Raw genomic sequence first — 22,428 nt, forward strand, 5'->3', positions numbered from 1 at the left:
CGATCAGAAGCGAACCTTGACGAACGCCGACGGTCCCTTCAGTTTCAGGTCGAGGTCGGCGGTGCGGTCGCCATTGCGGTGCAGGTCGATCTTCTGGACGGTGTAGTCGAGCATCAGGCCGACGTTCTTGTGCGGGAACCATTCGACGCCGACGGCGCCGTTCCAGACATGGCCTTCGACCGTGCCGCCATTCTTCTTGATGCCCGAAGCCTCGGCGTACAGGCGCCATTGTTCGTTCAGCGAGTGGCGCCATGCCAGCTCGACGGTCGGCGCCCAGACGCTGTCGCTGCCCTCGGCCGAACCGCTCCACGAGTAGTTCTCGACCGGGTTCGAGGCGGAGAGGTTGGCTTCGGCAGAACCGGAGATCTTGGCGCGCAGATAGGCCGCGCCCAGGCCCACGCCGAAGGCGTTCTTTTCCTTGCCCATCCACCATTTGTAGGCGAAGCGGGCCATTTCCAGGCGCAGGTCGGCGTCGGCGGTGATGGTGCCGCTGACCGGACGGCCTTCGTACACGGTGTCGCCGCTGGCGCTGCCGGCCCAGTCTTCGTCGAAGCGGAAGTAATCGAACGACAGGCCGTGGCTGTCGCCGATCAGCATCTCGGCCTTCACGCGCGGCAAGGTGACGTCGTCGATTTTTTCGTCGGGGGTGTCGACGCGGCCGTAGCGGGTGTCGCCGCCCAGATGGATCTTCGGCTCGGCATAGAAGGCGCCAGCCGAGATGCTCATGCGGTCGAGGGCTGGCGACTGCTGGGCCTGGGCCATGCCGGCGCTAGCTGCACCCAGCAGGATGGCGCCCTTCAGGGCCGAGACGAGTGTGGTGTGGACGGTGGACATGGTGGTGCGCGGCGCGGTGCGGGACATGGAGCTCTCCGATAAATGATGTTGTTCAAAGCCCGCCAGACTATGTCTTGACGCGGCGACATTTATTATCGCAAGATGCCATTTAAACAATGCGCACGATTGAACTGACTTCGTGGTCAACAAGCGACACTTCACCAAAAGTCGAAACATATGTTAGCTGGCGTACGGCGCGACGCAAATGGTCGCCGTATGGGCGATGGCATGGTTTATTATCAGGAAACATCAACCATTTCCACCCCGCCGATGAAGCAATACACGCTGCCGCAGAACTCCTTCCTCCTTTTACTGGCGATCGTGACGATCGCTTTCTTCTGGGTGCTGCTGCCCTATTCCGGGGCCGTGTTCTGGGGCGTGGTGTTCGCCATCCTGTTCGCACCGCTGCAATCGCGCCTGCTGCGCGTGACCAAGGGCAGGCCGACTGCCGCCGCCCTGCTCTCGCTGCTGGTGATCATCCTGATGGTGCTGTTTCCATTGGCCCTGATCACCTCGTCGCTGATCAATGAAGTCACCGTCATCTACGCCCGCGTCAGCGCCGGCGAGGTCAATTTTGCTTCTTACTTCAACCTCGTGATCCGCGCCCTGCCGGATTGGGCGATCTCGTTGCTCGAGCGCTTCGAGTTGACCAACCTGGCCTCACTGCAGGAGAAGATCACCGAAGGCGCGGCCCAGATCAGCCAGGCCACGGCGCACTACGCCCTCAATATCGGCCGCAACACGCTCGACTTCGTGGTCAGCATGACCATCATGCTGTACCTGCTGTTCTTCCTGCTGCGCGACGGCCGCATCCTGGCGGCGCGCATCCAGCGCGCAGTGCCATTGTCGGTCGAATACAAGGGCCGCCTGTTCCAGAACTTCACCACGGTGATCCGGGCCACGGTCAAGGGCAATGTGCTGGTGGCGATGGCCCAGGGTGCACTGGGTGGACTGATCTTCTGGGCGCTGGACGTCAGCGGCGCGCTGCTGTGGGGCGTGGTGATGGCCTTCCTGTCGCTGTTGCCGGCGGTCGGCGCGGCCCTGGTGTGGGCGCCGGTGGCGGTCTACTTCCTGGCCACCGGCGACATCTGGCAAGGCGTCGTGCTGACCGCCTATGGCGTACTGGTGATCGGCCTGGTCGACAACATCCTGCGCCCTATCCTGGTCGGCAAGGATACCAAGCTGCCGGATTACGTGATCCTGCTGTCGACCCTGGGCGGCATGGCGCTGTTCGGGCTCAATGGCTTCGTGATCGGGCCGGTCATTGCGGCGCTGTTCATCGCGGCCTGGGATCTGTTTTCGCGCGCGGACGAGTTTCACGAGCCGGGCGCGGAATAGCCGAACCCGGCGCCGTCGCGTTGACTGCGGGCGGCGCCTGCATTGCTCAGTTGGCGATGGCTATATCTCGGTGTCCGACACCTCATCGTCCGATTCGATGTTCGGCAGGCGCTGTATCGAGGCCATTGCCCGCTTTATCAGGCGCCGCAGTTGCTTCTTTGCAGCTTTCCTGGTCGCCCGGTCGGCGGAAGCTGAGCCCATGACGACCTCGAGCTGCTTGTGGATTGCGCGCAGCGTGGTACGCTTCTTCGTGTCCTGCATATCCTCGCCCAGTTCCATGTCAGGCGCCGCCAGAAGGCCGGATTCGAGGATGCGGATATTGCTGAGCTCCTGCTGGAGCCGCATATTTTCCACCTGTTGCATGTTCAGCCCCGAGCCCGCCGTCGCGCCCAGGAATTCGACATTCGCGTGCGGGTGGTTCTGGCCGAGTCCCTGCTGCGTCGTGAAAAGGCCGTTGCCCATCAAATCCCGCTTGATCGAGGTACCGAAGGCCTGCCCGGGCAAACGGTATTTCTCGAGCGTGTCGAGGGTGGTGAAAGCGCTGCCCTGGAAATCCGCCGGCTGCGCGTTCTGATGCTGCCCATAGGTGCCGATATCATTCCCGATCTTTACAGTGTTGAAATTAAAAGGGAGAAAGCTCTTGCTCTTGCCTTTAGCCGTGCTGTAGGACCCGCGGGGCGCCAAGTCGCGCTTACCCTGCGATTCATAGCCATGGGTGAACACCTGGGTGCCGCCGAAGTTGAAGTCCATGCGGTCGAGCTTGTCACGCTTGCCGCTGTCGCCCAGCGCGGCGAAGAAGTCGAATGGGCGTATGGTGCTCGCCACGTTCGGCGTGCCATCCATTACGCCGGGAGGCAGTGCCTCCAAACTCCGGGCAGTATCGGTGACCGTGTCCCACCCGGATACATTACGGACCAGTGCACTCCAGGCTTTGCCCGAATGGTCGGACAACAATCTGGCGCGTTTGCGCGTGCCGTCGTCGGCGCCGGTGGTCAGCGTGCGGATATTCTCGTCCTGCAGGGCGATATCGGCTTTGCGCTTGCCGCTGCCGCTGGCAGCGGTTTTGGGCGGATACAGTACTTCCAGCGCCAGCTGCAAGGCGTCTTCGTCGGCGAAATCGTGCGCGATGGCCTGGTCATCCCTGACCCAATCTCTCAGTGCCCCCTTCCAGCCGGGCGTGAGCCGTTTCCCTGCCGCCTCCAGGGCTTGGTCGATCCGTGCGATCAGTTCGGTGGTTGCCTTGCCGGTCGGCGCCTTGTAAGAAATGGCGCCAACTTTCACGACCCGTTGCACCGGTGCCGTTCGCGGCGATCCGGTCCGATGGCCCTGGCCCACCATCCGCGGACTATCGTGAATCGCATCGCCCGGCGCCAGTTGCCGGGAAAGACGCGGGCTGTCGTGCATCATCTCGACCAGCTTGCCTTGCACCAACGCCGATGAACGCTTATCGACGAATGCCGGATGATGCGCCGCAGGCGTGTTCCAGGGCTGCCGGACATCGCTGGACCCGGTTTCCGTTCGATCCGGTGATTGCTGACGTTCGCGCATGACGTTACCCCCTGTGCAATATGATGATGCCCGGCCCGTGCCTGCCGTGCCGGGCCGGAACGCGCCGCGCGCACGCCTTACGGCAGTTTGCGGCGCGACTTCTTGAAGTAATAACGCGACACCAGCGCCGCCGCCACGATGCCGCCGGTGCCATACAGCGCCAGCGTGTACTTGAAGTACCCGGTCAACAGCGGATCGCTCACCACCAGCACCGACAGCGTCACCAGCGGCAGCACGAGCACGGCGACCATGCCCGCGAAATACAGGCCATTGTTGTCGAGCCGTTCGTTGCAGCCGCGGCAACTGAAATAGACGGCCCCGACCCCAAGCGCAAGCGCCAGCGATCCCCAGAACAGCCAGCGCAGCCACAGACGATGCGGACACAGGTAACTGGCGTAATAGCTCAGCTTCGTGGGCTGCTCACCGAACGGCTGCAGATAGCTGGTCAGCAGGTGGTTGGCGTCCCTGGCGTCGACGATACCGTCCGCGCCGGTCGGACTGGCAAACGCGAGCGGCCAGAATCCGATGCCGCGATAATTGGCCGCTGCGAAGACGATGTCGTTGACCAGCTGTATCGATCCGACGCGGTCATACTCGACCACCGGCAAGATTGCCCACTGCAGGCGTACGGCTTCGGTGCCGTGCAGCGCGTTCTGGATCGCGGTGCGCAGCGCCTTCTTGCTGTCCTGGGTCGATTCGGGCAGCATCACCAGGATCGGCATATCCGCCATCATCTCCGGGCCGCTTTCGGCGAAGGTCTTGTCCTTCGGCAGAGGGTTGTCGCCGGCGATCAGCTCGACCAGGTTGCGGAAGGCGAACGGGCCCGGCAGGCCAAGCTCGTCGTAGGCGACCGCCATGCTGAGCCGCCGCGCCGGCCGCATCCGCTTGAGGCGATCGGACAGCTTGCGCACGAAGTCATTGAACAGTTCCTTGTCGGCGCTTGGGAAATCACGGAAGTGGAGCGTGACGCCATCGCCGCCGGTCTGGCCAACATCCAGCCCCAGCGAGGCCAGGCGCGTCGTGGTCTGGCCGCCATCGGGCGGCGCGCGCTCGAGCAGGGTCGCGATATTGCGCAGCAAGGCGTCGAGCACCTCTCGCTTGCGCGCGGGCGCCATGGTGCGCCACGCCGTCCAGTCGTTGCGCGACACCACCCAGTCGACCTTGACGTTGTGGCGATGCGCGGCGCGCACCATCGGCGCCAGATGGTCGGGGAGCGCGACGGAGTCCATGCCCGGCGGGGGCTCCAGCACACCATGGTCGCCGACGGTCACGCCATACAGGCCGATGCGCGTCAAGGCGCCGAAATCGATCTGGCGCTCGCCGGCATCGAGCCACAAGGGATAGAAGCCGTACGCCATTCCTTCCGCCTCCGATCGTGCGCAGCGACACCCGTCCGGCGCCCAGGCGTTGACGCGCGGCGCCGGCGTGGGGACGGTATTGCGGATGCGGAAATCGATCTTGCTGTCGATGTTGGGCGTCACGAAGCTGGCAACCTGATAGGCAAGCACGTCGGCTTCGACCACGTCGACGGCCGTGCACGCGACCTTCCGGCCACGCAGCTCACGAATCCTGGCGAACAGCTCGTCCTCGCCACGCATCAGCGTGGCCAATGCGGCAATGCCGTCGTCGCCCAGTTCGCCCTGCCTGTCTTGCACTGCCTGGCTTTGCTGCCGGTCCGGTATCGGATCGCGGCACATGCCAAGTGCGCGCCGGACCTGCCAGTCGATGGCGGCATCGAACAATTCCCTGGTCGGATACTGGATGTGCTGGAAACCCGCGAAAACGGCGGCCACCGCCGGGTCGAGCGGCGCGTCGACCGCCAGGCTGCTGGCCAGGTTGGCCGGGACCTTGTAACGCGTCACGCGCGCGCCCCGCACGATCGTGAGCCGCTTGCGTTCGAGCGCCTCGCGTTGTGTGCTGTTGTCCGAGACCTCGCGCAGCGCATCCAGGAATTCCTGGGCGCTGGGGTGCTCGACGCCCTCCAGCGCCTGTTTCAGCTCGATCACGGCGGACTCCGGCAGTCCCTCGCGCCGCAGGCGCTGCAGCAGTTCCGGGCCGACCAGATAGGCGTCGACCCGCGAATAGCGCTTGATAAGCGGCATGGTGCCGGGCGCGATCTGGAGCCCATCCAGCGCGTCGAGGACGTCTTCCTCGAAGATCTGCTCGTCCTCCGGAGCACGGGTGGACAGCGGCGCCAGGCTTGCGGCAATCTGGGCCGAGTTACCGGTCTGTTCGCGCCGCGCGGGGTCGTAGCCGAAGGTCAGCCAGGTCGGCTCGGCCGCCCGCGTCGGCGGGGCTGGCCGCTGTTCGCGCTTGAACTGCTCGATCAACGCATTGACCTGCGAGGCATCCCCAGACCGGCGCCGCTGCAGGCTGCGCACCCGCTCGGTGGTCGGCTGGTCATTGAGCCATTCATTGAATTCGGGGCTGGCCAGGATGTCGACCCATTGCGGATGGGCGCTGACGATATCCGCCACCTGCTCCAGCGAAGCCACCACGGCGCGCTCGAAATGGGGATCGCTGGCGACGATGCCATACTCCTTGCAAAAGCGCGTCAGCCACCTGAGCGTGACCGGGCCGACGACGCCGTCGCCCAAGGGACGGCGCGCGCCGCCGGCGTCGCGCACGTAATCGGGGTCGACGCCATAGATGACGACCAGATGGTCCTGGATCCGTCGGCCGCTGGCCGCGTTGTACTGGCGGAACACTTGCGCCGCCGCCGGCGTCGCCAGGCGCTTCAACAGCGCCCGTTCGGCGGCGTCGTACGTGATGCGGGGTGGCGCGCGCTCGGCGGCCGGCGCCGGCCTGGCCTGGGCGGGTGGACCGACCTGGGCGATGGCGCCGGAGGCGCCGAGCACGGCGGCGGCCAGCACGATGCGGATGACGATGGCGATCGGCTTCATGTCAGAATGTCTTTCCTTCCTTGATCATTTCCTTGCGCACGCCCAGCAGCAGCTCGGCTTGCGTCACGTGGTCGCGTCCCTGGCGGGTAGCGCTGATGGCGGCGTGGCGCACCACATTGGTCATGGCCCCGCCGGCCAGCTCGTAACCCTCGGCCAGCGCGCGCAGGTCGACGTCCTGCCCCAGCCGGCGCGGGTCGCGGAACATGCCCTGCCACAGGCGCAGGCGCTGCGTCGCGTCCGGCATGCCGAAATAGACGGCGCTCTGGAAGCGACGCGCGAAGGCCTGGTCGATATTGGCCTTGAGGTTGCTGGCCAGGATCACCACGCCGGGAAAATCCTCGACCCGCTGCAGCAGGTAGGCGATTTCCTGGTTGGCGTGGCGGTCGTTCGAGGTATTGCCTTCGGTGCGGGTGCCGAACAAGGCGTCGGCCTCGTCGAAGAACAGGATCCAGCGCCGGTCCTGGGCCTGGTCGAACACATTGGCCAGGTTCTTCTCGGTCTCGCCGATGTACTTCGAGACCATCATCGACAGGTCGATGCGGTAGACGTCGACCCCGGCGCTGGCGCCGATCAGGGTCGCCGTCAGCGTCTTGCCGGTGCCGGGCGGGCCATAGAACAGGCAGCGGTAGCCCGGCTTGACGGCGCGCTCCAGGCCCCACTCCTCCAGCAATTTGCCGGATTCGCGGATCCACAGGCCGATGCTCTCGACGTCGTGGCGCGCCTCGGGCGCCAGCACCAGGTCGTCCCAGCCGAGCCGGGTGGCGATCAGCTTGGCCGGGAACTGGCGATCGTAGTCCGGCTTGTGGCGCGCCCCGGTGGTGAAGCGCTGCAGGTATTCCGGGGCCAGGCTGAGCATCGCGCCGAGCTGCGGTTCGCCGGCGGCGGGTTGCTCGAGGCGCACGATGCGCCGTCGCATCAGCGGATGGTCGTCGTCGAACAGTGCCAGCACCCCGAAACGCTGCGCGAGGTCGTCGCCCGCCAGCAGGAAGGCGGCGGTCTCGCAGGTCGGCAGGAAACCCTCGTGGGTCTTGCCGCGCCAGCCGCCAAACTCGGTGAAGCGCTGGCCCTGCAGCTTGTTCTGGGTGAAGAACAGGTCGAGCGCCTGCGGCCGCACGTGCGGCAGCAGCGCCAGCATCAGCACCAGCCGTTCCTCCATGCCGAAGCCCAGTTCATTCACCAGCGCCGCGTACTCGGACCCGTCGCCCTCCAGCGCCGGCGGGGCCTCGAGCACGCAGGGCGCGCCGCCGTCGCCAACGCCATCGCCGAAATAATGGCTGAAGCGCGCGTGCAGCACCCGGCCGAACCAGTCGGCCTCACGCGTCAGCGCCGCCGCATTGGCCTGCAACATCGGCAGCTCCATCATGGACGTTGTCACCGGCCGCTCCTCAACGCCATTGAACGCGCAGCGGCGCCTGCATCCACGCCTGGCGCAAGGGGGAGAAGGTCCATGGCAGACGATCCAAGAGCATGTCGACCTGCGCGGGCATCACCCGCAGTTGCCAGCCCTGGTCGTCCCGTACCAAGTGCCCTTCGCGCATCAGGAATGACTTGCGCAGCCCTTCCGCCGAGGTTTTTCCCAACGCACCCCATTGGGCAATGATCGCCTTGAGCATATCCTCGACCGTCTGGCGCTCGGTCTCCGTCAGCACGATGCCGGCAGGGACTGGCGTCTCCGGCGCCAGTCCGCACAGCAGTTTGTTGAGCGTCAGCGCATGGGCGGGCGCCTTGTCCGATCCCGACGCCGCAAACTGCAGCAGGTGTACGGCGCGTGCGGCGGCCGCCGGACTCACGAACGCGCCTCCGTCTGTCAGCTTCAACATATTGAACAGGCGCGACAGATAGGGCCCGAACAGGACCAGGCCGGCATTGCCCAGGTAAATGGGTTCCCCGTCCCGCACAGCCGGCGCCGCGCTGGCCGGGGCCTCCTCCGGCGCCGGGGTGGCGCGCAACTCGTCCTGTGGGCTCGATGCTTGCGGGCTCAATGCCGCCTCCGCCACGAGCGGGCGCGCCGGTTCTACCTTCGCGGCCACCGGCGAGACGCCGCGCCAGGCCGCCAGCAACGCTTCCTGGGCCAGCGCATCCGGCCCGGCCGCCGCGCGCAGCACCGCGACGCACGCGCTCTCTAGGTCGGCGAGGGCAAGCAGCGTCCGCTGCGCCGCCAGCTCGAAAGCGCCGCCCCACAGGGCCCGCTGCCATCCGCTTCCCAGCACGTGGGCGATGGTCGCACGCCGGTCGGCGATGGCGCGCACGGCGGCGCCAAGGTCGGGGCGGGCCAGATTGACCAGGTCGGCCTGCATCCACTGCGGCAAGCCGGCGCGCAGCGCCGCACGCCACAGGGGGCGCCGGTGCGCCGCGCGCAGGGCGCGCAATACCTCTTCGGGGCGTTTCTCCAACAATGCGCTCCATGCGGGCGGCGCCGGCCCGTCCTCGGCGGCCAGCAGCGCTGCGAGTAGCACTTGCTCAGGCCTGCCCGCGATATTGGCGTTATCCGTTGTCTTGTCCATGTCTGTCATCCTTTCCAATTCTTCTGTCAATCAATTCCAGGTCACGTGCAGCGGCGCCGGCATCCACGCGAAGCGCACGATCGAAAAACTCCACGGCAGGCGGTCCATCAGCATGTCGAAGGGGCCGCGCACGACCGACAGCTCCCAGCCCTGGGGTCCCAGGGCCAGTTCGCCGTCGCGCATCAGGAAGGACTGGCGCAGCCCTTCCACCGAGGTGCGTCCCAGTGCACTCCAGCTGGCGATCATCGCCTCCAGCAAGCCCTCGATCGTTTCTTGCTCGACTGTCGTGAGCGAGATGCCGGCGGGGACCGGCGCCTCCAGTGGCAGGCCGCACAGCAGCTTGTTCAGGGGCAGCGCATACTCCGGCGCGCTTCCGGCCCCCGATGCCGCGAACTGCAGCAGGTGCACGGCGCGCTCGGCGGCGTCGAGGTCGACGAAGGCCCCATCCGCCACCAGTCCCAGCATGCCGAACAGGCGCGGCAGATAAGGCGCCATCAGCACCATGCCGGCATTCGCCAGGGCGATGCGCTCGCCTTCGGGCATGCCGGGCGGACCGTCGGCGATATTCGCGGTGGCAGGAAGCTTGGGCGCCTCGCGCACCGCCGCCGCCGGGGACGGGGCAGCACGCCATGCCTCCAGCAGCGCCGCACGCTCCCGCGCACCCGGCGCGGCCGCGCGCAATACCTGCTCGCAGGCGGCGGCCAGGTCGGGGGTGGCGGCCCTGAACGGGCGCGCCGCCAGGTCGAAGGCGCCGCGCCACAGCGCATCTTGCCAGCCGCTTCCCAGCACCGGGGCGACGACGTCGGCCCGTTCGGCGATGACGCGCACCGCGGCCCCGAGCTCGGGCCGCGACAGCGCGACCAGGTCGGCCAGCATCCGTTGGGGCAGGCCCTCGCGCAGCGCCGCGCGCCAGCCACGCCGGCGTCCGGCCGTGCGCAGCGACCGCAGCACGTCGTCGCCCCGCCTTTCGAGCAGCGCGGTCCATGCGGGTGGCGGCGGATCGTCGTCGGCGGCCAGCAGCGCCGCGACGACTGCGCTTCGGGGTTCGCTTGCAGTGTGCCTAGCCTCCGGCTGCGACCCGTCCTGCAGGACGATCGCCTCGAGGTCCAGCGGCGCGCCGCGCTCCAGCGCATCCATGACTGCGCGCAGGCAGGCCTGTTCTCCGCCGCTGGCCCGGGCTGCCTCTGAGATCGCCTCCAGCATGACGGCGCGGCGCGCGGGCGCGATACGATCTTCCCTGGCGAGATGGTCGCTGATGCGCGCCAGCCAGTGCGCGGCGTCGAGCGCCGCCGGTGGCGCCGTGGCGGCAGCCAGCCCGGTTTCCAGCACCCCGCACGCGTCGAGCAGGCGTCGCGCAGCCGGGTCGGACGGGACAGGGATGGCGCGGCCGGAGGCGTCCTCGAACGCGTGCCTGCCGCCGGCCCGCACCCGTGCGGCGCCGGACAGCAGGCGCCGCAACGCGCGCCCCGCACCGCCATCCGGAGCCGCCGCCTGCCATGGCATGGAAGCCGGCGCCGCAGCGTGGGCCTGGCGCAGCCGCAGGGCATCGCCTGCGGCGCCCAGGTAGCGGCCCTGCAGTTGCGCGATGTGCCGGGACGTCGGGCCGCCGAGGGCGGCCTCCAGCAGGTCGGCCCAGGCCTCTACGCGCGGATAGCCCGGATGCGCGCGTGCACGCAGCTCGACGCCGTCGGCAATGGCGAGCAGCGCATCGGCAGCATCGTGTTGCACCGTCTTGCGCACGAGTGCGCGCAACGCAGTCACACTGCCGGAGCCTGCCAACTCGCGCAGGCGTGCGCGCACCGGCGTGCCGGGAGCAAGCGCCGCAATCTCGGCAACGACCGCCGAGCCATCCTGCTCCGCGCCGGCCTGATCGGGCGGCGCGGCAAGGCGGTCGATTATGGCGCCGCGCAGCGCCTTCAACGGCGGCAGTGGCGCCTGCCCCGCCGCGGCGCGCACGGCGGCGCCGAGCAACGCGGGCCAGACCAGCAGGCGCAGCCGCCGTGGTGCGATACCCGCCGCGACGCCCGCGCGCTCCAGCTCGTCCGCCAGCGCGTACAGCGCCGCGGCACGGGCCGGCGCCGCTCGTGCCAGCAGGTCGCGCAACTGCCGTTCGGGGAACTGTTCCACCATGCGCCGCGCCGCGGCCGGACGCGCAAGGGCGGCGGCCAGCATGCGCCACAGCGGCTGCAGCGACGGCGAAGCCAGCAGGCCGTCGAGCAGCGTCACGTGGGTTTCCTCGAGCGGCGCCGGCCCATCGCCGGCCGCTCCGGCCGCCGCATGCGCTCCGAGCAGGCGGCCCTTGCGCAGGAAAGCCGCGAGGCGCTCGAGGGCGGAGGCGCCGCGCCACGCCGCGGGCCCATCTTGCGTCCGCTCGTGCATCCGATGGTGCATCCGATCGTGCGTATCCTCCTGGCCGTGGCGCGCGACCCGCGCGATGACCTCGTCCAGGCGGGCGCACAGGGCCTGCACCGAGGCCGCCGTCACCGTCGGCGACAGGCAGGCCTCGAGCACCTCCGCCCAAGACCGCGCATGCAGGCCCGGCGCCGGGCCGGAGGCGCCTGGTGTGGAGGCCAGCCACCGGCCCAGCGCACGCAGGCGCACGATCGCGGCCGACGCGAAAGCAGGAGCGAAGCGCGCCAGCAAGGTTTCGCGCAGGTGCACCGGAATCGCGGACACGAGCCGGCGCGCGCCGCCCGGCGAGGCCAGCGTGCGCCGCAGCGCCACGGCCAATGCGCCTTCCAGCGCCCCGGCCTCGGCCGCATCCGTAGAACTTGCCGCATCGACCGCCAGCAGGCGCTCCAGCTGGGCCGCGCGGCCATGATCGGCATGTCCCGCGCGCCACCAGGCTTCGAGCCCGTCGAGTGCGCCCTTGTTCCGACTGCCCCGGACGTTCGCGCCGCGCTGGCGCGGCGCGGCGTCGGGCGGGGCTGCGGCATCCAGGCGAAGACACAATGCTTCTACCGACGCCGAGGATGGCGCCGGCCCCAGGCACAGCGCGTACACCTGCGCCCAGCAATCGCGCAAGGCGTCCGGCCTGGAAGCGAGGCGCCGGCCCAGGCGCTGCAACAAGGCGACCAGCCGTGGCGCCAGCGACGGCACGGCGAACCACAACAGGGCGATGCCCAGCTGCTCGGGCAGCGCAGCCGCCAGGCGGCGCGGCCCCTCGGGCAAGGCCACGGTGCGCGCCAGCGCGGCGACGAGCGCCTGCGCCAGCGACCGCCCGGCGCCCGGGTCGTCGTCGCCACCGGCCGCCGTGGCCCGGGCAAGCATCCGTTCCATCCGCGCGGCGCGCGCGGCGTCGGCCTGTCCGCCACGCCACCACGCTTCGAGCTCGTCCAGCGCCGCCGGCATCCGCTGCTGGGACGCGGCTGGTGCTTCGTCGCGTGCCGGCGGCGGCATGAGCTCCGCGTCCAGGCGTTCGCACAACACCTGCACGGCGGCCGCCGACACCGGCGGCGCCAGGCATGCCGTCAACAGGCGCGCCCAGGCATCGATGCAAGTCTCCGGCGCCTGGGGGTGGCGCGCGCGCAGCCGCTGCATCAGCGCGATCGCGCGTGGCGCCAGGCCCGGCAGCGCGAAGCGGATCAGCGATTCACGCAGGCGTTCCGGCAGCGCCCGGGCCAGGCGCAGCGCGCCGTCCGGCGCGGACAGCACGCGCGCCAGCGCCATCCTCAGGGGCGCATCCACGCCTTCCGTCTCCACCCTTGCCAGCAGCGCCCCGAGCCGCGCCGCGCCAGCCGGATCGTAGCGGCCGCCGCGCCACCAGGCTTCCAATCCGGCCAGTTGCGCATCGTCCTCAGCCGCCGCGTGCGCCTCGGGCGGCCCCTCGCGCAGCGCGCGCAGCAGGAGGTCGCGCCAGGCGTCGCGCGCGTCGTCCTCGATCGCCGGCAGGTCCAGGCGCGCGCCGTCCTGCAATTCCTGCAACAGCGCCAGCAGCGCCGCTGCTCGCCCGGGCGCCGCCGCATCCACGAGGCCGGCCAGCTGGCGTTGCGGGAACTGTTCGACCAGCCGGCGCAGTGCCGCCGGGTTTGCCGACACCCTGACCAGCATTCGCAGCAGCGCCTCGCGCGCAGCGCGGCTGCGCCCGGCGCGTTCGAGCAGGCGTGCGAGCAACCGGACGTGCGGCTCGCCCTGTTCTCCTGCGAGCGGCAGCGCGCCGTCGAAGCGGCCGCGTTCCAGGAATGCCGCCAGTTGCGCGAGTTCGTCCGGCGCCATGGCATCGGCAGCGCGGGAAACGCCTTGATCGGGCAACGCCGTGCCCTGCGTCGCGGCATCCAGCACCGCGTACAGGCGCGTCCGCACCGCATCGTCGCGCACGACGACATGTGCTCCGTCCAGGCCGGCCGCGAGCAGCTCCAGCCAGCAGCGCGCATGCGCTTCGGCGCCGCGGCCACGGTCGCTCACCCGCGACACCAGCTGCCGTTCGACCTCGCTCATCAGCAACAGCAGGCGCGCGGCGCCGGACGGCATCAGGAAGCGCAGCATGCGCTCGCGCAGGTGCAGCGGCATGGCGCCGGCCAGCCGGCGCGCCGCGTCCGGGGCGGACAGCGCCGTTCCCAGCTCCCGCGCCAGGCCGTCGCGCACGCCCCGCCCGCCTCCAGCCGCCAGCAGCCGCTCCAGCACGGCTGCGGCGCCGGCATCGCGCTCGCCGCGCCGCCACCACGCCGCCAGGCGCTCGCCGTCTGCCGGCGCCAGCGTTACCCTCTCCAGCGTGCCGGACGGGTGTCCGATCGCCGCTGCCACCGCCGCCAGGCCGGCGGCCGGCGCTGTGGCGCCCAAGGCCACGCCCAACACCCAGCTCCAGGCCAGCGCGGCGTCCGTGCCACCCGATCCGCACGCGAAGGCGGCGCGCCAGGCCAGCAGCGCGCGCGCCTGGCCCGGCGCCGCCGTTTCCAGCACCGCCTCGAGCTGGCGTGGCGGGAACTGTGCCGCCAGCCGCCGCAGGGCTCCCGGCTGCCGGATGGCGTCGGCCAGCATCCGCGCCAGCGCCCCTGGCGCCGACGCCAGCAGGCCATCCAGCAATTGTACGTGCAGGTCGCGGCTTCGCGGCGGCGCATCCCAGCCCAGCCGTCCGCTGCGCAGGAAGGCCGCCAGCCGCGCCAGCGCGTCGTCCTGCGCGCTCCTGATGCTGGGAAGAGCGGATGCGGCCAGGCCAACAGACTCCGCCCCCGGCCCGGCAGCCGCCAGCCGCGCCTGCTGACGCGCCGCCGCCAGCGCATCCTCGAGCAGCGCGCGCAGGCGCGCCGGGGCCTGTTCGTGCAGCGCATGGCGCTCGATCGTGCCCAGGTCGAGCGCGAGCGAAGGCAGGACCAGGACCGTGCCCGGTTCATCGCAGGCGTCCAGCACCTCGTCGAGCACGGGCAGCAGCGCCTCCCGGACCAGGCGCAGCAAGCCCTGCTCGTCCTGCAGCCCGGGATCCGGCGGATCGAACTCGATCTCGACGTCGAAGCGATCGATCAGGTGCGGAGTACTCATCCGGCCGGCCTCATGTCGGTTCCTTCCGGTGCGCGCGCAGGAAATGCACGAGCACGCCGGCCGCGTCGTGCAGGGATGCAGTCAGGGGCTCTTCTTCGCGCCCGCGCTCCCCTTCGTCGGCCGCATGCCAGCTGCGCAGCGCGTCGCGCCAGGCGTCGTGCAGCTGCTCGAATTGCGCCATGGCGGCGGGACCCAGCCACAGGAAGCCGGGCTGGATGTGGGCCGGGCAATGCTCGCGCACGGTCTCCTCGACCAGGTTCCTGAAACCCCGGTCGGCGCAGCGCAGCGTCCAGCGCGGCAGCACCACGCTGATGTGGGCGGCGTAGAACGAAGGATTGCCAAGTCCCTCACCGGGCGCGTGCCGGCCAGCGTCGTCGCGCCACAGGCCCGGGCGCAGCAGCAGGTGTTCGACGATGTGCATGCCTTCGCAGCCCCGGTTCAGGTCGGCCAGCTCGGCCACCGCCGCATGCGCGGCGGCGACCGCGACGTCGCGCCGCGCGTGGCTGCCCAGCATGCGCCAGTGCGCGCCGGCCTGCACGTGCAACTGATAGGCGCCACCGCTGCGCGCCAGCCGGTAGTTGGCCAGCAGCGCGCCGTCGCGAAACAGCGCCTCGTCGAGCCGGTCGCGGCGCGCCAGGAAACCGCCGGACGGCGCCGCGGCGCGCCCGCTGGCGGGCGGCAGCGGCAACCAGTCGTCCGGCGCGGCGGGCGGCATGGCGCCATGCGCGGATTCATCTTCTTCGTCGAGCGCCAGGCGCGCGCCGCCGCGCGCCGGGCACAGGCTGCGCCGGCCGTCCGCGGCGTCGAAACCGAGCAGGATGGCGGCGCGCCGGGCCAGCGGCGACACGGCGCCCGCCGCATCGGGCGGCAGCGTATAGTCGGCGCCGCTGCCGCGCCGCGCGCTCAGGCCGACCAGCTCCTCCAGCAGGCGCCGCTTGGCGTCCAGCAGCCAGACGTCGGTGTCATGCGGGTGGTAGTGATTGAAGCGGCGCAGCGCGGTCTGCGGGAAGGTCTCGCCATAGATCGCCAGCAGGTAATCGTAGACCCGGCCCTTGCGCTCCATGTGCTCGTCCTGGCGCGCCAGCACCCGCGCCAGGCGCGCGCGGGTGGCGTCGGGCGACTCGCGGTACAGCGCTTCCACGCCCGGCGCCGCCTGGCCCGCCAGGTATTGGGAGCCATAGCTGTGCGTGTCCTCGTGCCCGAGCCCGAACAGGCGCGGGAATTCCTGCAGGTTCTGCAGGTAGTTCGCCATCAGCTGCTCCATCGGATACAGGTAGCCCTGCAACTGGCGCGCCTGGGCCTTGCGCTCAGCGCTCGCGCTCTCGGGCAGGCCGTACTGGCCGACGCCGTACACGGCGGGAAATTCGTGCTGCACCGAGTAATAGGCATGCAGCTCGCGGTAGGTGCCGGACGGCAGCGCATAGCGGGTGCGCGCGCAGCTGTCGTCGGCCCGAAACGCGCGCCGCTCGAAGCGCAGCTTGGCCAGTTCCAGCCGCGCCTCCTCGTACAGCAGGCGGTTGGCGCTGCGCCAGGCCGGCGCCGGCGGGATCATCTGTTCGCTCACGCCATATTCGATGCCCTGCTCCGGCTGCACCCGCAGCAGCTCGACCAGGGTCTCGCCGGCCGGGAACGGCAGCACCCCGCAGGCGCCATCGGCGCGGTCGCGCGGGATGCCCGCCAGCGGCCGCAGCTCGGCGTCGACGATCGACAGGCTGCGGATGCGGCGCACGCCCTCGATCTTCTGGATCACGCCAATCAGTTCGCTCACCGTGACCGGGGCGCCGTCGTCGCCGCCGGGGCGCACGCCGACATGGCCGTGGCGCGTGGCTGGGCCGTCGTACACGCGCTCGGGACTCCAGTCAAGCGCGATCACGTCGCGCAGCCGCTGCGCCGTCAGTCCCGACGACAGGTACTGGCCGCAGTCGAACAGGATCTGGGCCAGCACCTCGGCTTGCGACCGTTCGCCCCAGGTATCGATCTCGCCGCGCAGGTAGCAGGCGCGCGGCTCCAGCACGCGCACCCGGGCCAGGTCGGCCCCCAGCGCGCGGTTGCCCGCGTACACCTGGCGCACCTGGCGCGCCAGCGCGGCCGCGTCCACCGTCTCGCCCGCGGGGGCCGCGGCGCTGCCATCATGGTCGGCCAGCACGTCGATCGCAAGCAGGCCGCCCCCTTCGGCGCGGATCCAGACGTCGGCCAGCTCCGGGATCTCGCCGTACAGCAGGCGGCGGTAATCCTCGATCGTGAGCGGCGCGCCCGGCAGGATATCCTCGGGCGGATACAGGGCCAGGCCCGCATAGTCGATGAGGCCGTCCGGACCGGTCAGGTAGTCGGCCATATCGAAGCCGGTGCGATAGGCCAGGTCGGTCAGGCCGTATGCCAGCTGCTCGAACGTGGTGACGCCCGGATCGTGCAGGTTGTAGTCGGTCCAGACCTCGCCGCACAGGTCTTGCAGCGCCGCGATGCCGGCGCTGCGCAGCGCCTCGAAGCTGGCCGCATCGTCCACGCCGGCATCGAGCCGGTCGCGGCCCGGCGCGGCCGTCATGCCGCCCGCTCCAGCGTCGTGCGCGCGCCGGTCGCCGGCAGCGCCGCCAGCTGCTCCAGCTGCGCCTCCAGGCTGCGCACCAGCACATGCACGCGGCGATATGGCAGGTCGGACAGGGCCGCCACCACCAGCGCCAGCTCGCCGGCGTCGAGCACGAAGGGCGCCGCGCCGCCTGCGCTCCACGCCTGGGCCCAGGCCTCCAGGCGCGCCATCAGCGCCTGCACCTGGGCATACGGACGCAGGCCGAGCGCCTCGGCCACCAGGCGCGCCTGGCGCGGCGCCAGCTGCAGGGCGAAGCGCGCCGCCGCGTCACCGCGGGCGTTCATGCCTCCTCCTGCGCGGCGCTGCCGTCCATGCGCGGGTCGAGCCACAGCGAGGTCAGATGGTACTGGATGCGGGTGTTTTCGCCATACGGGCAGCCGACCCGCAGCTGCAGGTAGTAGTCGCCCGGCACCGCCTTGTCGTCGAGCCAGCGCAGCTGCAGGCGGTGGCGCCGCGAGCCGTAATGCGCCTGGTGATAGGTGATCTCACCCTTGGCGTCGAAGGCGCGCAGCGCGAACGCATGCATCAGCGCGTACTTGCCGGAATCGCGGCGGCCGGCGCCGGCCGTCACTTCCAGCGCCGTGCAGCCCTGGTAGGGGCCTCCGATGGTGTGCCACTCGGCGTCGGCCAACGCCGGGAGGCTGCCGGCGGCGCCCACCCGGCCGCTGCTGGCCACCACGCCGTCCACGTCCAGCTGGTGGCGCGGATGGCGGGTGTTGACGCCGATCCGGCCGTCGGTCCTTCCGTCACTGTTTGGCCCCAGCAGGGTCAGGACCGCGTAGCCGCCGCCTTCAGCCTCGTCGTCGGCATCCACCTCCCCGGGCGCCGCGCCGCGCCGCGCCGCGTCCAGCGTCAGGCGCGCAGTGCGCCCGTCCAGCCCGAAGGCCCAGGCGGTGCTTTCCTCTTCCACCGCGCCGTACAGGCTGAGGACGCGGTTGTTGCCGCTGATCTGGGTCAGGCGCAGGCCGTCGCGTTCGTTGTGGGCGATGCCGTCGTCATGGATGTTCAGCACCGATTCGATCAGGTCGCTGAAATCGCCGGCCGACGGCATCTCGCCCTCGCCGAAGCGTCTCTTCAGCGTGTCTCTATTTCGCTTGGTCATTGTCGGTCTCGGGTGAAATGATGAAAGTGCTGCCGATTTCCAGCTTGCCAATGCCGGTGCGCTTGGCGACGCGCGACTGCTCGCTGCCGGCCACCAGGATGGCGTGGCGCCGGATCGGCACCGCCACGCTCCACGGATACAGCGGGGTCACGTCGGGCGCCGGCTCGCCCTTGCGGCCGGGCGCCGCGGTATCGGTGAGCTTATAGCGCTCGAGGCCGGCGTCGCTCACGCTGAGCATCGAGAATTCGCTGACGGCCAGCACGCCCGGCTGGGCCAGAAGGAAGGCCTCGACGTCATGCTGGCGCAAGGTCCAGCCGAACAGGCTGGTGTTGCCGGCCGGGTTCCAGGGCGAAATGAAGTCCGAGACCAGGCGGTCGAGCAGGTTCACGTGGCGGCCGTGGTCCAGTCCCGGCGCCAGCCGCACCTTGCAGCGCACCTGGATGCGCTGGTAGAACGGATTGGCGACCTCGAGGCGCACGTCGGCGCCGACCCGCGCAGCCAGGAAGGCGTGGACGCGCGCCACCAGGTCGCCGTTCAGGCGCGGCAGCACGCTCAGGTTGCCGCTGGACGCGAACGCCGGCAGCGCCACCACCAGCACGTGCCCCGGGCAAGCGCCGCCATCCGGCCTGAGCTCCAGCGACAGGTTGGGAAAGCACTTGACGCGGTCGATGTCCGGAAAGCGCTCCAGCACCAGCCGTTCGTAATCGTCGGGCACGACCGCGCGGCCCTTGTGGCGCAGGCGTTCGGCGCTGCGGCGGCGCAGCTCGACCCGGTCTTCCCGCAGGCGCCCTCCGCTGGACGCCGTCATCTGCGTCACGCGCACCAGTCCGGGGATGGCCTGGCGCGGACGGCGGATGGTCGCCGCCGCGATGCGCTCCGGCGCGCCCGCCGCCATGTCGTCCTCGGCGCGCCACACCTGCAGCGCGTGCGGATGCACCGAATACAGCTGGCAGAAACGGTTCAGCTCATGCTCGCACGAGACCCGCAGCCAGACCAGTCCTTCCGGCATGATGGTGTTGTCGCATCCCGCGTCCGTGGGCAGCGCCAGCGTGACGATGCCGGGGCGGATGAAGCCCTGGGTCGAGTCGCCCAGCACCGCGTGCGGCGGCAGCGCGATCCAGCGGTTGCCGGCCAGGTAGGCCCAGCTGATGTCGCGCGCGTGCTGGCTCGCCATCGGCAGCGCGTCCTCGACCAGGTTGAAGAACAGGCTCAGGGGCGCATCCAGCGCGCTCGCGGAGAGGCCCAGGTACAGGTTGCCGGAATAGTCGATCGAGGGCAGCAGCAGGTCGCCGTGTTCGCTGCCGCCACGCGCCGCTTCCCAGCCGAAGGGATGCAGGCGCAGCAGCGCTTCTCCGGACGGCGCCGGCGTCGGCCCGATCGTGCTGGTGGCCGCGTAGGTCATCGCCACCGTCTCCACCGTCGGCGTATACGGCGGATTCGGCAGCGCGTGCGCGTCGCGCCGGTAGCGCCACTGGCTGTTGCGGGTCAGCACCCGCGCCAGCTGGTAGGGATAGTCGCGGTGGCCGAAGGCGAATTCGCCGGTATCGAGGGTCAGGCGGAAGAATCCGCTGCTGGCGCCCGGTTCCCAGGCGAACGGCTGGTCCGGCGCGCAGCGTCCCAATGGCAGCGGGCGCGCCAGGTGCAGCACCGGGCCCAGGTTGACCACCTCGCTGGCAGAGACGCCCGGTGCGCCCGCCTGGCGCCGGTCGGCCGGGGCATCGGCGAACAGCACTTGCGCCGGCCGCGCCTCGACCTGGGTCTCGACCGGCTGCCAGCGGCCGTCGGCCAGCGCCGCCACCGTGCAGCGCACGTCGCGGAACGGCTCGCCGTCGTAGCCCCCGTACCAGGCGCGCAGGCCACCCGCCGCCTGCGGCAGCCCGCCCCACTCGAACGCCAGCTCGGCCGCCGTCACGCGCTTGCATGCCATCTCGGCGCTCCCGACCACCAGCCAGGCGCCATGTGCCGGCAGCGGACCGAAAGGCTGGAAGGGCGCCGCCGGCGACAGCGCCCCCATCTGGTTGTACAGCGCCAGCGAACGGTGGCCGCGCACCTTGACGTCGACCTGGGCGCGCACCATGGGCAGGCCGCGCAGCAGGCCGTAGGGATACAAATATCCTTCGCCATTGAGCTCGAAGCGCAGCAGCGGGCAGGCGCCCGTGACACCGGGCCCGTGCAGCGCCGGGTCGTAGGGCGCCACCGCGCCGGCCTCGTGCCCTAGCGTGAAATGGATGTGCAGCGCGTCGTGGACGCCACCCTCCCCGGCCGGATCGAAGGTGGCGCTATAGGCCGGCACCGCCATCCAGCCGTCGACACCGGTCAGCGCCAGCGTGAACATCCGGCGCAGCACCTTGTAGCGCATCTCGGCCTGCGATTCGCGCATCTGCGTGGCCAGCTGTGCCAGCCGGTCGCCCAGGGTCTCGTCGCCCGTGGGACCGTGGCGCTGGGCGCCCAGCAGCACGGTCACGTGCACGCTGCGTTCGCCCTCGCGCATGAGCAGCACGTTGCTGGCCAGGGCGAAGCCGAGGCGCGCGGCCTGGCCCGGGGCCGCGCTGGTGGCCGTGCGCGGCGCGCCGAACAGCGGCCGCGGCGCCAGGTTGGCCCGGTCGAGCGCCTGGTCCGGCTCCAGCACCGGCAACCTGGCCAGTCGGCAGGCGGTGGGATAGCTCATGCGCCGGTCGTGGCGCTGCTCCCACAGCGCGTTCTCGGGCGCGGTCAGCGGATTGCGCTCGCAGAACAGCGTGTACATCGCGCGCAGGCTGGCGTCGCCCACCACCAGACCCTGGCGCGGCGCGAACACCAGGTCGCCCAGCTGGCGCCCGGCCGGGGCCAGGAAGGCGGCTCCGGCCGGCACCGTGGTGTGCGCGCCAGGCGCGGCGGGGGCGAACACGAGGAAGGTCGAATCGCATTCCGCCGGTTTTGGGCGCATGCGCAGCACGCGATCGTAATAGAAATCGAGGTGACGTTCGGTCAGGGTGTTGGCCGCATCCTGGGCGCGCCGGTAGATCTGGACGAAGGCCAGCAACAGGCCCGCGCCCGGATCGTGGACCCCGCTCGCCAGGCTCTGCCCGAGCCGCTGGGCGGCGCCGCGCTGGACCATCTCGATGGCCTTGGCCAGCTGGTTGAACCAGGTGCGGCACAACGCGCGCAGCTCGTCGTCGCGCACCGCCCCGCCCGGCTCCAGGCCCAGCATCGCGCCCATCTCGGCCACCAGCGCCGGGGCGTCGCGGCCCGCATTCCATTCTGGGCGCGCCGCCCGGTAGGCCAGCGCCCGCCGCAGCGATGCCGGCAGGTTGTCCAGCACGCCGACGATCAGGGTGCCGAGGTCGATCCCGACCGGACTGCCGCGCCCGAGCAGCACCCCTGACCAGGTCTCCAGCCGCTCGACCATCGCGGCCAGCAGCGCGGTCGGCGAGCCGCCGCGCGGCGCCGGCATGCCGCCCGGCGCCATGCCGTCCAGCGCGCGGTCCACCAGGGCGTCGAAGCCGGCCCGGTTACGGTGAACGCGCAACGACAGGATCTCGGCCATCACCAGCGTCTCGTCGTCGCCGAAGTAGTCGCGCCAGGTGCGGTCCCAGCTCGCCTCGGGGCCCTCGGTGGCGAAGCGCACCAGGCCGGCGTAGTGCAGCGCCAGCGTCATCAACTGGGCCTGCGTCAGCTCGTCGACGTCGATGTAGTGCGGCGCCAGCGCCGCCGGCAGGCGCGTATGCTGCGCCAGCCCCTCCCGCATGCTCATGAAGCGGCTTCCACATGGAAGGGATAGACCAGGTTGGCGCGGGTATTGGTGGCGCGAACGCGGTACAGGATCTCGATCGGCAGCACGCCGTGCGCGTCGGGCCCGGGCAGCACCGCCACCCGCTCGACCTCGACCCGCGGCTCGCAGCGTGCGATCGCCTGCAGGATCGCCTGGCGGATCTCGGTGACCACGCTTTCGCTGACGTGTTCGAACACCAGCGCGTGCAGGTTGCAGCCATACAGCGGGTGCATGATGCGCTCCCCGGGTCGCGTGGCCAGCAGGATGCCCAGGCTTTCGCGGATGTCGCGCTCGTCCGACACCATGACGGTGCGGCCGTCGCGGCCGAACTGCGGCGGGAAGGCCCAGCCGGTCCCCAGGAAGGATGGCGTCTTGCGCGCTGCATTCAC

General features: G+C 70.4%; 12 protein-coding genes. 1 reads left to right on the forward strand and 11 read right to left on the reverse strand.

All coding sequences use genetic code 11. From position 1 onward, the window contains the following. Window positions 1-3: 3 nt before the first annotated feature. A complete protein-coding gene (locus SOM61_RS00260) occupies window positions 4-861 on the reverse strand; it encodes a porin (RefSeq protein ID WP_320472208.1) in 858 nt (285 codons plus the stop codon). A gap of 243 nt (window positions 862-1,104) precedes the next feature. Here SOM61_RS00260 and SOM61_RS00265 point away from each other — a divergent pair, with 243 nt between their 5' ends. Then, the gene (locus tag SOM61_RS00265) at window positions 1,105-2,172 is read left to right on the forward strand and encodes an AI-2E family transporter (protein ID WP_320472654.1); all 1,068 of its coding nucleotides are present in this window, start codon (window positions 1,105-1,107) and stop codon (window positions 2,170-2,172) included. Between the two features lie 60 nt (window positions 2,173-2,232). On the opposite strand, the gene SOM61_RS00270 is transcribed toward SOM61_RS00265, so the two are convergent. From SOM61_RS00270 to SOM61_RS00315, 10 genes are all read right to left on the reverse strand, one after another. Then, window positions 2,233-3,720 (reverse strand): hypothetical protein, encoded by a 1,488-nt coding sequence (locus SOM61_RS00270; RefSeq protein ID WP_320472209.1) that lies wholly within the window; start codon window positions 3,718-3,720, stop codon window positions 2,233-2,235. A gap of 77 nt (window positions 3,721-3,797) precedes the next feature. Beyond that, window positions 3,798-6,623 (reverse strand): hypothetical protein, encoded by a 2,826-nt coding sequence (locus tag SOM61_RS00275; protein ID WP_320472210.1) that lies wholly within the window; start codon window positions 6,621-6,623, stop codon window positions 3,798-3,800. Window position 6,624: 1 nt separating this feature from the next. Beyond that, window positions 6,625-7,998 (reverse strand): ATP-binding protein, encoded by a 1,374-nt coding sequence (locus SOM61_RS00280; RefSeq protein ID WP_320472211.1) that lies wholly within the window; start codon window positions 7,996-7,998, stop codon window positions 6,625-6,627. 10 nt (window positions 7,999-8,008) lie between these two features. Beyond that, on the reverse strand, window positions 8,009-9,127 hold the full coding sequence (locus tag SOM61_RS00285) for a contractile injection system tape measure protein (protein WP_320472212.1): 1,119 nt from the start codon (window positions 9,125-9,127) through the stop codon (window positions 8,009-8,011). A 30-nt stretch (window positions 9,128-9,157) separates the two neighbouring features. Then, window positions 9,158-14,602, reverse strand: a complete 5,445-nt coding sequence (locus tag SOM61_RS00290; RefSeq protein WP_320472213.1) for a contractile injection system tape measure protein — start codon at window positions 14,600-14,602, stop codon at window positions 9,158-9,160. Window positions 14,603-14,612: 10 nt separating this feature from the next. Beyond that, the gene (locus tag SOM61_RS00295; protein WP_320472214.1) at window positions 14,613-17,144 is read right to left on the reverse strand and encodes a hypothetical protein; all 2,532 of its coding nucleotides are present in this window, start codon (window positions 17,142-17,144) and stop codon (window positions 14,613-14,615) included. After that, window positions 17,141-17,470, reverse strand: coding sequence for a hypothetical protein (locus SOM61_RS00300; protein ID WP_320472215.1), 330 nt, complete (start codon window positions 17,468-17,470; stop codon window positions 17,141-17,143). Before SOM61_RS00300 ends, SOM61_RS00295 begins: the two co-directional genes overlap by 4 nt. Then, a complete protein-coding gene (locus SOM61_RS00305) occupies window positions 17,467-18,288 on the reverse strand; it encodes a hypothetical protein (protein WP_320472216.1) in 822 nt (273 codons plus the stop codon). The genes SOM61_RS00300 and SOM61_RS00305 overlap by 4 nt, the downstream gene beginning before the upstream one ends. Next, window positions 18,272-22,021, reverse strand: a complete 3,750-nt coding sequence (locus SOM61_RS00310; protein WP_320472217.1) for a hypothetical protein — start codon at window positions 22,019-22,021, stop codon at window positions 18,272-18,274. The genes SOM61_RS00305 and SOM61_RS00310 overlap by 17 nt, the downstream gene beginning before the upstream one ends. After that, window positions 22,018-22,428 carry a GPW/gp25 family protein gene (locus tag SOM61_RS00315; protein ID WP_320472218.1) on the reverse strand — a complete coding sequence of 137 codons (411 nt, stop codon included), beginning with the start codon at window positions 22,426-22,428 and terminating at the stop codon, window positions 22,018-22,020. Before SOM61_RS00315 ends, SOM61_RS00310 begins: the two co-directional genes overlap by 4 nt.

This window comes from Massilia sp. CFBP9012 (genome assembly GCF_034045115.1).
In the GTDB taxonomy this organism is placed as follows: Bacteria; Pseudomonadota; Gammaproteobacteria; order Burkholderiales; family Burkholderiaceae_D; genus Telluria.

Excerpts from the sequence above, each read along its gene's own strand:
- SOM61_RS00310 (WP_320472217.1), bottom strand. The coding sequence starts at position 22,021 with ATGAGCATGCGGGAGGGGCTGGCGCAGCATACGCGCCTGCCGGCGGCG.
- SOM61_RS00290 (WP_320472213.1), bottom strand. The coding sequence starts at position 14,602 with ATGAGTACTCCGCACCTGATCGATCGCTTCGACGTCGAGATCGAGTTC.
- SOM61_RS00295 (WP_320472214.1), bottom strand. The coding sequence starts at position 17,144 with ATGACGGCCGCGCCGGGCCGCGACCGGCTCGATGCCGGCGTGGACGAT.
- SOM61_RS00265 (WP_320472654.1), top strand. The coding sequence starts at position 1,105 with ATGAAGCAATACACGCTGCCGCAGAACTCCTTCCTCCTTTTACTGGCG.
- SOM61_RS00285 (WP_320472212.1), bottom strand. The coding sequence starts at position 9,127 with ATGGACAAGACAACGGATAACGCCAATATCGCGGGCAGGCCTGAGCAA.
- SOM61_RS00305 (WP_320472216.1), bottom strand. The coding sequence starts at position 18,288 with ATGACCAAGCGAAATAGAGACACGCTGAAGAGACGCTTCGGCGAGGGC.
- SOM61_RS00260 (WP_320472208.1), bottom strand. The coding sequence starts at position 861 with ATGTCCCGCACCGCGCCGCGCACCACCATGTCCACCGTCCACACCACA.
- SOM61_RS00270 (WP_320472209.1), bottom strand. The coding sequence starts at position 3,720 with ATGCGCGAACGTCAGCAATCACCGGATCGAACGGAAACCGGGTCCAGC.
- SOM61_RS00275 (WP_320472210.1), bottom strand. The coding sequence starts at position 6,623 with ATGAAGCCGATCGCCATCGTCATCCGCATCGTGCTGGCCGCCGCCGTG.
- SOM61_RS00300 (WP_320472215.1), bottom strand. The coding sequence starts at position 17,470 with ATGAACGCCCGCGGTGACGCGGCGGCGCGCTTCGCCCTGCAGCTGGCG.